The organism is Saccharopolyspora mangrovi (genome assembly GCF_035320975.1).
Lineage (GTDB): Bacteria > Actinomycetota > Actinomycetes > Mycobacteriales > Pseudonocardiaceae > Saccharopolyspora > Saccharopolyspora mangrovi.
Genome location: NZ_JAWLNX010000006.1, coordinates 32,919 through 44,706 on the forward strand (window position 1 = coordinate 32,919; position 11,788 = coordinate 44,706).

Here is an 11,788-nt window from a genome sequence, read left to right on the forward strand (position 1 = left end):
TCCGTACCCTCGGGGCGTGCATGTCTCCTTCATCTGTACGGGCAACATCTGCCGTTCGCCGATGGCGGCGCTGGTCTTCGCCGAGGAGCTCCGGCGGGCCGAGCTGGACTCGCGGGTCGCGGTCTCCAGCGCGGGCACCGGGCCGTGGCACGTCGGCGAGCCCGCCGACCCGCGCACCGAGAAGGTCCTCGAGGCGCACGGCTATCCCACCGACCACGTCGCCGCGCAGATCGGCGAGCGGCACCTGGGCGCGGACCTGCTCGTCGCGATGGACGAGGGCCACCTGCGCGCGGTGCGCCGGCTGGCCGACGACCCGGACGACGTGCGGCTGCTGCGGTCCTTCGACCCGGACGCCGACGGCACCGAGGTGCCCGATCCGTACTACGGCGGGCCGAACGGGTTCGACGACGTGCTGGCGATGGTCGAGGGCGCGATGCCGGGTCTGATGGCGTGGGTGCGGGGGCGGCTGTGATCGCCGACGAGGTCGCCCGGATCACCGGGCGCGGGGTCGCCGAGACCCGCCGGCTCTCCGGCGGGGACACGGCGGCGGCGTTCGCGGTCCGGCTCGACGACGGCACCGAGGTGTTCGCCAAGTCGACCTCGCCGTCGATGCCGGGTGCGGCCGCGGCGGAGGCGGCGTCGCTGCGGTGGCTCGCCGAGCCGGGGGTCGTGGCGGTGCCGGAGGTGTTCGGCGAAGGCGAGAACTGCCTGGTCACCGAGCACGTGGCGACGGCTCCCCCGTCGGCTCGCGCGGCCGAGGAGCTGGGGCGCGGGCTCGCGCGGTTGCACGCCGCCGGGGCTCCGGCGTTCGGCAGCCCTCCCCCCGGCGGGCCCGCCGACGCGTGGATCGGGCTGGCTCCGATGCGCAACGAGCCCGAGGAGGACTGGCCGGCGTTCTACGCGCGGCACCGCGTCCAGCCCTACGTCCACCGCGGCGTGGACGAGGGCGTGCTGAGCGCGGAGTCGGCGAAGGTGCTGGACCAGGTGTGCGAATCGCTCGCCGAGCTCGCGGGACCCGCTGAGCCGCCCGCGCGGCTGCACGGGGACCTGTGGAGCGGGAACGTGCACTGGGGCCGGGACCGGGCGTGGCTGATCGACCCGGCCGCGCACGGCGGTCATCGCGAGACTGACCTGGCGATGCTGCACCTGTTCGGCTCCCCGCAGCTGGACCGCATCGTCGAGGCGTACTCCGAGGTGCATCCGCTCGCGGAGGGCTGGCGGGACCGGATCGCGCTGCACCAGCTGTTCCCGCTGCTGGTCCACGCGGTGCTCTTCGGCGGCGGCTACGCCGTCCAGGCGGTCCAGGCCGCGCGGCGGGCGCTGGCGTCACACTGAGACGGGGTCTCAGCCCCGCCCCCGGCCACGCGGCCTACCGTGGGGGTGTGCGTCTCAAGTTTTTGCTGCGTCCCGGGTGGCTGGGTGCGATCGCGCTGGTCGTGGTGTTCGCCGGGTTGTGCTTCACGACGCTCGCGCCGTGGCAGTTCGGGCGCAGCGAGGAGACCGAGATCCGCAACCGGGCCATCGCCGAGTCCTTCCACGCCGCGCCGAAGCCGATCAACGAGGTGCTGCCCGCGGGGCGGGCGCCCGATGTGCGCACCGAGTGGTCGCAGGTGCTGCTGACCGGCGAGTACCTGCACTCGGCGGAGACGCTGGCCTGGCAGCGCACCGTGCTCGGCGAACCGGCGTTCGAGGTGATCACCCCGTTCCGGCTGGACGACGGCACGACGGTGCTGGTCGACCGGGGTTTCGTGCGGCCGGTCGACGGCACGCGGGCTCCCGACTACGCCGCCGCGCCCTCGGGGAAGGTGACGATCACGGCCCGGATCCGGGCCGACGAGACCGACAGCAAGCAGCGCCCGCTGTTCGACCACGACGGCCACCGCTGGACCTACGCGGTCAACGCCGGAACGGTCTCCGCGGGCACCGGTGTGCCGCTGCGCCCGGGCTACCTCGCGCTGGCCGAGGGCCAGCCGGGCGTGCTGGGAGCTCTGCCGCTGCCTCGGCTGGAGGCGGGGCCGTACTTCTCGTACGCGCTGCAGTGGATCGCCTTCGGCCTCATGGCGATCATCACCATCGGCTACCTGATCTACACCGAGCTCCGCCCCGACGCGGCCCCGGCCTGGCGCCGCCCGGCCTCGGACGAGCCCGGCACCGAGGACGACACCTCGGAGACCGAGGACTCCGACGCCCCCCGCTACGCCGGGAACGCCAAGTCCCCCCGGAAGCGCCGCCGCAAGCTCTCCGTGGCCGAAGCCATCGCCGAGGAAGAACGCCGCGAGGCGGAATCCCTCAACCGCACCGACCGCTGAACCGAGCCCCGACCAGGGGAATTCGAATTTCGCGCGAAATTCGAATTCCCGGCCACGTGCCTGGGTGGGTCTTCAGCTCTCCGGGTTCGGGTCGTTGTCAGCGGTGGCGGAGGAGGGCTGCTGCCGCGGCTGCGGCTCCGGTGACCGTACCCACGAGGCGGGAGAGCTCGACGCTGCGGGTGACGTCGCCGGCGTCGGCGGTGCGCCCCTCGCCCATGATCGGGCGCTGCTCGGTGACGTGTCCGTAGATGGTCCGCCCGCCGAGGCGGATCTCCAGGGCTCCGGCGAACGCGGCTTCGACCTGCCCGGCGTTGGGGCTGGGGTGGGCCGCCGCGTCGCGCCGCCAGGTGCGCCAGGCTCCACCGCCGGAGCCGCCGACGACCGGGGCGCACACCGCGGTGAGCGCGGCGGCGAAGCGGGACGGCACGAGGTTGAGCAGGTCGTCCAGCCGAGCCGAGGCCCAGCCGAACTCGCGGTAGCGGGGCGAGCGGTGGCCGACCATCGCGTCGAGGGTGTTGGCCGCGCGGTAGGCCATCAGCCCGGGGATCCCGGCGACGGCACCCCACACCAGCGGGGCCACGACGGCGTCGGAGGTGTTCTCGGCGACGGACTCGACGGTCGCGCGGGCCAGGCCCTGCCCGTCGAGGACCGCGGCGTCGCGTCCGCAGAGGTGGCCGAGCCGGTCGCGGGCGGCGTCGATCTCGCCGGCGTCGAGCAGCCGCGCCATCGCGGTGCCCTCGTCGGCCAGCGACGTGCCGCCGAGCACCGCCCAGGTGACCACGCCGGTGGCGGCGGCCTCCAGCACCGGGCTGCGGCGGGCGGCGCGCTGCACCAGCGCGCCGAGCGCGGCCGAACCGCCGACGAGCACCGCGGTGTGGACGACTCCGGCGGAGCGGCGGTCCTGGTACAGCTTCTTCTCCACGGCCTGCGCCGCGCGCCCGAACGCGGCGACCGGATGTCCGCGCCGGGGATCGCCCAGCGCGGCGTCCGCCGCGACGCCGAGCAGCAGCCCGACCGCACGTCCCGCGCTCACCCGCACCTCCACCAACCGGAGAAGACGATCTCGACCACCTCGAAATCAGCACCGCACGCTACCCGGTGAGCCGTTGTGACGGATCACGGCATCCCACGTGACCGGCTGTGTCCGGGCGACGGGATATCGTGGCGGACCGTGACGGCCCCTGATCACGAAGCTGATGTGCTGCGCGCCGGTATCGCGGGACACGCGACCGACGCGCCGCCGCCTGCTGCCGAGACGCCGCTGGACGACGCCCAGCGCCTGCAGCTGTTCTCCTACCTCCAGGCCCCGGAGCACCGGACGTACCTGGCGATCATGCGGCTGTTCACCTCGACGCTGCTGGCGGACCTGTCGGCCGGTGAGGTCGCCGCAGCGCTGGCGGCGGCCGAGCGCGAGGGCCGGGTGGCCGCCGGTGAGTCCGATGTGGACACCGTGATCGACCGGCTCAAGCAGTTGGTCAAGTGGGGCAACCTGGTCGTCGGTCGGCGCGAGACGATCGCCTCCAGCATCGCGGAGTTCCAGCACGGCAGCGTCCGCTACCAGGTCAGCAAGCTCGCCGTGCGCGTCCAGCGCGACGTCGACGCGCTGCTGCGGGTGCCGGAGGGCGCCCGCGAGGTGTCCCGCGAGCTGCTGCCCGCGATCGACCGGGGCTTGGCCGGCATCGGCAAGGCCCTGTCGGACGCGCTGGCCGCCGAGCGCCACGACCCCAGCGCCAAACCGGCCCGCCAGGCGCGGGAGCGGCTGGCCGAGCAGGTCACCACGGTGTTCCTGCAGCACGCCGAGCTCGCCGCCACGGTCCGCGACTTCTACGCCTACCTGGGCCAGGTCGTCACCCGCCACCAGCTGGCGCCGGACGAGATCTCCGGTTTCCGGAACCTGCTGGTCGAGTACATCCAGATGGTCGTGGAGGACGTGCTGCGGCACACCGAGACGATCGCCGGTTCGCTGGCGGGCCTGACCGGGGCGCGCGGCGAGCTGCTGCGGCTGCTCGGCCCGGCCGACCAGCTGGGCACCGACGTCGAGCGGGCGCGCGGCCGCACACCGGCCGACTGGCAGGAGTTGACCGACTGGTTCGTCGACTCCCCCGGCCGCCCCAGCCAGGTCGCCGCGCTGCGCGAAGCCACCGCCCGGGCCATCGGTTCGCTGCTGGCCAGCGTCAAGCGCGCCACCTCCGGCGGCGGCCTGGTGCCCGGCAGGCGCAATGAGCTGCTGAAGCTCGCGAAGTGGTTCGACCGCGCCGACGAGCGCACCGCGCACCGGCTCTACGCGGCGGCCTTCGGCCTGCACTCGGCGCGGCACCTGCAGCCCGCGCCGGACTACGACTCCGACAACGACAAGGTGCCGTGGCGCGACGGGCCGGTGCAGGACGTGACGGTCAGCGTCCGCAGCCGCGGTGATCGCGGTGCGCGCGGCCGCACCTCGCGGGTGCTCGACGACCCGATGACCGAGGAGACGCTGCTGCAGCAGGCCCGCCAGGCCGATCAGCGACGCAGCGCGGCGGTCGCCGAACTCGCCGAGGCGGGCGCGGACGTCGGCAGGCGCACGCTGTCGCCGGACGCGCTGGGCGTGCTGTGCGAGCTGCTGACGCTGGCGATGGCGCAGCGCGACGGCTCCGACGACAAGGGCTCGGCGCTGGACCCGGTGCACCGGTTGCGCGTGACGATCCGCCCGGAACCCGGCCAGGACACCCGGATCAGCAGCGCGGCCGGTGAGCTGACGCTGCGCGACACGGTGCTGGAACTGGTCGGTGACGGCGGATTGCCCGAGTCCGAGGCCCCCGCCGTCCGAGGAGCCGCCCGATGATCTCGACGTTCGAAGAGCTCCCCGACATCGACGCGGCGAACGTGGTGCGCTGCGCCCGAGTTCTGCTGCGCAGGCCGCTGCTGCGCGCCGACGGCCCGGACGGCGACCTGCTGCCGATGATCTACCGGCAGCGCGCGCCGCTGCAGGACGTCTTCTCCGGTCTGCTGGGCTACCGGCTGGTGGTGGAGCGCCGCTTCGCGCGGCTGTACAAGTCCGGGCCGGGTGAGGACGCCGGTCGCGGTGTGGAGTCGCTGAGCCCGCGCGGCTACGCCTACTTCGCGCTCACCTTGGCCGCGTTGACCGGCATCGGCCGCCAGGTGCTGCTGTCTCGGCTGGTCAGCGACGTGCGCGCCGCTGCGGCCGAGGCCGAGATCGAGGTGGCCGACGACCCGGCGGACCGGCGCGCGCTGACCGCGGCCCTGCGGCACCTGGTCGCGCTCGGGGTGATCACCGAGACCGAGGGCTCGGTGACGGCCGAGTCCGCCGCCGAAGCGCTGATCACCATCGACACCGACATGCTGGGCCAGCTGGTCGCCGGCCCGCTGGCCGAGGCCAACGACCCGCAGCAGCTGGTGGAGCTCGCCTCCGCCGCAGGTCCGCGCCGGATCGAGCACGCGGTGCGGCGCAAGCTGATCGAGGACCCGGTGGTGCTCTACGCGGACCTGCCGCCGGAGCAGGCGAGCTGGCTGCGCGAGCACGTCATCAACGAATCTCGGCTGCTGGAGCGCTTCTTCGGCCTGGTCGGCGAGGCCCGCGCCGAGGGCGTGGTGGTGTGCGACCCGGAGGACTACCTCACCGACCTCGCCTTCCCGGGTCCCGGCACGGTCGCGCGGATCGCGCTGCTGGCGCTGCCGGAGCTGCTCGACCGGGGTGAACCCGATTCCGCGGGGCGGCACCCGGTGAGCTGGCAGGACTTCGCCGACGTCTGTCAGGACCTCGTCGACTCCTACCCGTCGGCGTGGTCGCGGCAGGCCACCGAGGACCACCAGAACCTGGTCCGCTCGGTCATCGACCTGCTGGGCAGGCTCGTCCTGCTGCGCGAATCCGACGGATCGTGGCTGCTCAGCCCGGCAGCGCACCGCTGGCTCCCGCAGCCGGACGCGACGCCGGCGCAGCAGCAACGCGAATCCGAACCGCCCGCACCGGAACCGCCGGGCTGGTCACTGTTCGACGAGATGGAAGAGGCACAGCGGTGAGCCCACACAGCACCGAAGCGGCCGTTGCAGAGACCGCCCACCGGTGGCGACTGCACCGCGGCGGGATCGTCAACATCTGGCAGTACGCCGAGACGACCTTCGACCTCGACGGCGGGCGCGCGATCTTCCAGGGCACCAACGGTTCCGGCAAGTCCCGGACCCTGGAGCTGCTGCTGCCGCTGTGCCTGGACGGCGACCTGCGGCAGCTGGGGTCGAAGGGGTTCGACACGGTCAGCATCCGGCGCTTGATGCTCGACGAGTACCCGGGTGGGCCGAACCGCATCGGCTACGCCTGGATCGAGCTGCGCCGCGAGACCCCCGAGGGCGGCGAGGAGTTCCTCACCTGCGGCCTCGGGGTCAAGGCCTCGAAGACCTCGCAGTCGATCAGCGATTCGTGGCGGTTCATCACCGGCCGCCGGGTGGGCATCAACCTGCACCTGGTGGGGTCCGACCGGGTGCCGCTGGGCGCGGCGCAGCTGCGGGAGCTGCTGGGCGCGGACTGCGTGCTCGACGACCAGTCGTTCCGCGCGAAGGTCGCGGCCACCGTCTACGGCGTTCCGGCCGCCCGCTACGGCGACCTGCTGCACCTGCAGCGCACCCTGCGCAACCCCGACGTGGGTCTGAAAGTGCTGGAGGGGCAGCTGGAGCAGATCCTGTCCGACGCGCTGCCGCCGCTGGACGCGGGCCTGATCGAGCGGCTGGCGACCTCGTTCGACGACCTGGAGTCGATCCGCGAGAACATCGTCCGGCTCACCGGCGCGGACAAAGCGCTGACCGCGTTCCTGTCCACCTACTCCGGTTACGCGTTCGGCGCGCTGCGCGACCGCGCGGAGGCGATGCGCACCGCGCAGCAGAAGCTGGCTTCGCTGCGCAAGGATCTCGCCAGCCTGGACAAGCAGTTCACCGGCAAGCGCGAGGACCGGGAAACCGCGCAGCGCACGATCGCCGAGCTGGAGCAGCGCGAGAGCGAGCTGGAGTCCAGCATCGACGCGCTGCGCTCCCACCCCGCCTACTCGGAGCTGCAGAACCTGCGCGACCGCGAGAAGCTCGTCGAGAGTTCCCGCGCCGCAGCGGTTTCCGCGCTCGACACGGCGACGCGGCACCGGGCGCAGGAGACGCGTTCGGCGGAGTCGGTGCTGGGCGTGCTGCGCAGGCTCGCCGGTGACGCCGAGGCCGCCGGGCAGGCCGCGACCCGCGCCGGGCAGCAGCTGGGCACCGCCGGCCTGGGCGGTTCGGGCGTGCCGCAGCCGCCGCCGGTCCCGGCCGCTGAGCTGGTCGCCGAGTCCGATTCGGTGCGCACGTCACCGGAACCGGACGCCGAACCGACCACTGTGGACCGGTACCAGCCGCCGCAGCTGGACGCCGACGCCCTGGCCGGCCAGTTCCGGGCGGTGGTGGGGAGTTCCGCGCAGGCCGCGACCGAAGCGCGGGAGCGCGCCGCGTTGACCCTCGCGCTGCACCAGCAGGCCCGCGAGCTCGACGCCGAGCAGGCGCAGGTCGCCGAGCTGCAGCGCAACGCCCGTCAGGCGCAGCTGACCTCGACCGAAGCGGCCGGTCGCCGCAACCAGGCGCAGCAGGAACTCGCCGACGCCGCCGCGGTGTGGGTCGAGCTGGCCCGCAAGTGGGCCACCGAGTGGCCCGCCGCGACCGAGCAGCCCGCACCGGAACCGCCGAACGTCGAGGACCTGATCAACGACCGCGGCGCGAGCCGCAAGGCCCGCGAGCAGGCCCGGCAGTGGGCGCGTCCGCAGCTGCACGAGGCGCGGCGCGCGGTGTCGTCGGTGGAGCAGGAGATCACCGAGCTGCGCGCGGAAACCCGCATGCGCGAAGGTGAGCTCGCCGAGCTGCGGGCCGGTCACGAGCAGCGGCCGGAGCTGCCGGCCTGGGCCGAGGCCGAACGCGACCCGTCGCAGGGCCGCGCCTTCTACGAGCTGGTCGACTTCGCCCCGTCGCTGAGCGACGCCGACCGCGCGGGCCTGGAGGCGGCGCTGCAGTCCAGCGGGCTGCTCAACGCTTGGGTCACCGCCGACGGCCACGTGCCCGGCCTGGCCGACCTGCTGGCCGTTCCGGCGGCCCCGGTCGACCCGACCACCGGCGGCACGCTCGCCGCGCTGCTCTCCCCCGCCGCCGTGGCGGATTCGCCGGTGCCGCCGGAACGGGTCGCCGGGCTGCTCGCGACGGTGTCGACGGGTGGTGGCACGGGGCTGTCGGTGTCCACCGACGGGTCCTGGAAGGCCGGGGTGCTCAGCGGGACCTGGCGCAAGGAGGCAGCCGAGTACGTCGGCGCGGGCGCGCGCGAGGACGCGCGGGCACGCCGGATCGCCGATCTGGAGGACGAGCTGGCCCGGCTGCGCGAGGCGGTCGGCGAGGCCGAGCGGCGGCAGCGCGAGGCCGGTGAGCACGCGGCCGCGCTGGAGCAGCACCTGGAGGTCTTCCCGGACGACGGCGACCTGCTGACCGCGCAGGCGAAGCTGGCCACCGCGATCGAGACCGCCGAGGACGCCGAGCGCCAGGTCGTGCAGCTGCGCGAGCAGCACCTGGAGGTCGAGCAGCGCTGGCAGGCCGCGCAGGGCGAGCTCGTCCGCGCCGCGGGCCAGGCCGGGCTCCCGGCCGAGACCCAGGCGCTCGACGCCGCGCACCGGGCCGCGGTGGAGGCCCGCTCGGGCATCGACGCGCTGCGCGAGGCCATCGAGTCCCGCTGCCTGCCGACGCTGGCGGACCTGCGCGAGATCTCGCTGCACCACGACGTCGCGGTGGCCGACCGGATGGAGGCCGAATCGCAGGCCGAGCGCCGCTGCGCCGAATACGCCGAGCAGGCGGGCGGTCTCAACGAGCTGACCTCGGCGGTCGGTGGCGCGGCGCAGGAGATCGCCGACAAGGTCAGCGGTTTCGAGCGCGAGCGCGCCGAACTGCGGGAGAAGCTGCCGCAGGAGCGCGAGCGCATCAGCACGCTGCGCGAGGCCGCGGCCCGGCTGGAGACGCAGCTGGAGAACAAGCAGTCGCAGCTGGCCGGTCGCGAGCAGGACGCCGAGTCGGCGACCACCGCGTTCCGCCAGGCCCTGGACATCCCGGGCCTGTGGGCGGCGGCCGAGGTCTCCGAGGAGCCGCCGGGCGAGTGGGAGGAGGCCGCCGAGCTGCTGGCCGGTTCCGACCGCAAGGGCTCGAACGAGTCCACGGTGCTCAACCGGCTGCAGACCTTGCAGCACGCGCTCAGCGGCAACTACGACATCACCGCCGCCGACCAGCACGGCCTGCTCACGGTGACCGTCACCGGCGAGGAGGGCCCGCAGCCGGTCGCCGAGGCGGCGCGCCGGGTGTCCGAGCGGCTCGGCGAGCAGCGCGGATATCTCAACGAGCGCTACCAGTCGATCTTCGCCGACTACCTGATCCGGGACTTGGCGGAGCGGCTGCGCGGGCAGATGACCATCGCCGAAGACCTGTGCAATCGGATGAACGAGGTCCTCGACGGCGCCCGCTCCAGCCAGGGCGTGCACGTCCAGCTGGACTGGCAGCCGTCGGCGGCGTTGGGCGATGACATCAAGCAGGCCATCGAGCTGGTGCGCACGCCGTTCGCCAACCGCAGCGAGGACCAGGACGCGTTGCTGCGGCGGGTGTTCACCGACCTCATCGAGTCCGAGCGCGACAGCGCCTCGGGCGGTTACGCGGAGATCTTGGCGCGGGCGCTGGACTACCGGTCGTGGTTCGCCTTCACGGTGCGGGTGCGCGACACCGGCCCGGACGGCAAGCCGCGGGTCCGCCGCCTGCGGCAGCTGTCCTCGGGCGAGACCCGGTTGATCTCGTACGTGACGCTGTTCGCGGCCGCGGCTGCGTTCTACGACGCGGTCAGCGTGTCCTCGGACGGGCGCGGGCCGCTGCGGCTGGTGCTGCTGGACGAGGCGTTCGAGCGGCTGGACGATCCGACGATCGCGCGGATGCTGGGCCTGCTGGTGGACCTGGACATGGACTGGCTGATCACCTGGCCGAGCGGCTGGGGCGTGTCGCCGAAGATCCCGAAGATGCACATCTACGACGTGCTGCGCCCGCGCAGCGGTCACGGCATCGCGACCACGCACACCACCTGGACGGGCACGGACCTGCAGCGTCCGAACGCCTGACCAGCGATTCTCAACGGAGGTTTTCGCCGTGGCCGTCACGGACGAGATCCGGGACGCCCTCGGCGCACCGGAGTTGCAGGGCCTGTGGGCGGCAGCGCGGGAAGCGCTGTCGTCGTCGAAGCCGACGTTCCGGCTGGAGCTGCCCGACGACGCGACCCGCACCGCCGTCGGGGAGCTCTACGGGCGACCGATGTGGGGCGAGGGCACCCGGATCAGCGTGTCCAAGCTGGACGAGGCGTTGCAGAACCGATTCGGCGTGGGGCTCTCGCAGGTCGTGGAGGCCCTGCACGGCTCGGTCGCGGTGGCCGAACCGGCCGCCGAGTCCTCCGACGAGCTGCTGCCGGTGCTCGACGAGCACGGGCTGGCGGGCGCGTCGTGGGCGGTGCCGTGGCTGCGGTGGATGCGGCAGTACGGGCGGATCGGCGAGGCCGAGCTTACCGGCATCACGCACGCCGGCGCCCGGGTGCTGACGGCCATGTCGCTGACCGAGCCGCCGCGCTCCTGGACGTCGCGTGCGGCGCTGGCCGGGCGGATCGGTTTTCCGCACTCGCTGGACGACGGCACCGCGCTGAGCCGCGTCGTGCTCAAGGCTGCCGCGCTGGCGCAGGGCGTCGAGTCCCCCGGCAACGAGCGCGACCGGCGCGCGCTGTGGGAGCGCTGCGGCGTCGCCCCCGACGCGGTGTCCGCGACCGTGCTGACCTGGGCGTTGCCGGTCGCCGGCGACGACGCCTGGTCGGCGGGCGTCCGCGCCCGCACCGAGCTCGGGCTGCCCGCGCACCTGACGCACCTCGACCTCGACGCGGCCCCGTCGCGGCTGGTGGCGGACGGCGCGGCGATCGCGGTGTGCGAGCACCCCCGGTTGCTGGAGGCGGCGGTCCAGGAGGGCTTGCGCCACCCGGTGATCTGCCTGTCCGGCATGCCGTCGACGGCCGCGCGGGAACTCCTCGAACGCCTGACCGCCGACGGCGCCGTCCTCCACGTGCACGCCGACTTCGACTGGCCGGGCATCGCCGCGGCCCTCACTGCCCAGCGCCACGGCGCGATCCCCTGGCGCATGTCGGCCGACGACTACCGCACGGCCCTCGACCGAGCCGCCCAGGACCGCACGGACCTGCCCAACCTCATCGGCGCCCCAGTACCCACCCCGTGGGACCCGCAACTGGCCGACCTGATGAGCAACACGGCCCGAGCCATCGAGGAGGAGCAAACCCTGCACCCCCTCCTCGAAGACCTCCGCAACGGCCTCTGACCCTCACCTCACCAGGGCCCGGGGGGGGGGGGGGGGGGGTGGGGGGGGGGGGGGGGGCCCCCCCCCCCGCCCCCCCCCCCCCACCCCCCCCCCCCCCC

The 11,788-nt window shown here is 74.0% G+C and carries 8 protein-coding genes; 7 read left to right on the forward strand and 1 reads right to left on the reverse strand.

Annotated features, from left to right (window positions below; translation table 11 throughout):
* Positions 1–16 precede the first annotated feature (16 nt).
* From R4I43_RS10360 to R4I43_RS10370, 3 genes are read left to right on the forward strand one after another with little or no spacing between them, the layout of a single operon-like run.
* Entirely contained in the window at positions 17–472 is a 456-nt protein-coding gene (locus R4I43_RS10360) for a low molecular weight protein-tyrosine-phosphatase (protein WP_324265360.1), read from the forward strand.
* A complete protein-coding gene (locus R4I43_RS10365) occupies positions 472–1,335 on the forward strand; it encodes a fructosamine kinase family protein (RefSeq protein ID WP_324265614.1) in 864 nt (287 codons plus the stop codon). Before R4I43_RS10360 ends, R4I43_RS10365 begins: the two co-directional genes overlap by 1 nt.
* Before the next feature lie 47 nt (positions 1,336–1,382).
* Positions 1,383–2,309: an SURF1 family cytochrome oxidase biogenesis protein gene (locus R4I43_RS10370; RefSeq protein WP_324265361.1), complete on the forward strand. Its 927-nt coding sequence runs from the start codon at positions 1,383–1,385 to the stop codon at positions 2,307–2,309.
* A 97-nt stretch (positions 2,310–2,406) separates the two neighbouring features.
* Here R4I43_RS10370 and R4I43_RS10375 read toward each other — a convergent pair whose 3' ends face one another.
* Positions 2,407–3,342, reverse strand: coding sequence for a cobalamin biosynthesis protein (locus tag R4I43_RS10375; RefSeq protein WP_324265362.1), 936 nt, complete (start codon positions 3,340–3,342; stop codon positions 2,407–2,409).
* Between the two features lie 138 nt (positions 3,343–3,480).
* Between R4I43_RS10375 and R4I43_RS10380 the strand changes: the two genes are divergently transcribed.
* The 4 genes from R4I43_RS10380 to R4I43_RS10395 are packed head-to-tail and all read left to right on the forward strand — an operon-like array spanning position 3,481 to position 11,690.
* Positions 3,481–5,130: a TIGR02677 family protein gene (locus R4I43_RS10380; RefSeq protein ID WP_324265363.1), complete on the forward strand. Its 1,650-nt coding sequence runs from the start codon at positions 3,481–3,483 to the stop codon at positions 5,128–5,130.
* Positions 5,127–6,326: a TIGR02678 family protein gene (locus R4I43_RS10385; RefSeq protein WP_324265364.1), complete on the forward strand. Its 1,200-nt coding sequence runs from the start codon at positions 5,127–5,129 to the stop codon at positions 6,324–6,326. The genes R4I43_RS10380 and R4I43_RS10385 overlap by 4 nt, the downstream gene beginning before the upstream one ends.
* Positions 6,323–10,441, forward strand: a complete 4,119-nt coding sequence (locus R4I43_RS10390; RefSeq protein WP_324265365.1) for a TIGR02680 family protein — start codon at positions 6,323–6,325, stop codon at positions 10,439–10,441. Before R4I43_RS10385 ends, R4I43_RS10390 begins: the two co-directional genes overlap by 4 nt.
* A gap of 28 nt (positions 10,442–10,469) precedes the next feature.
* On the forward strand, positions 10,470–11,690 hold the full coding sequence (locus tag R4I43_RS10395; protein WP_324265366.1) for a DUF2399 domain-containing protein: 1,221 nt from the start codon (positions 10,470–10,472) through the stop codon (positions 11,688–11,690).
* The last annotated feature ends 98 nt before the right edge of the window (positions 11,691–11,788 follow it).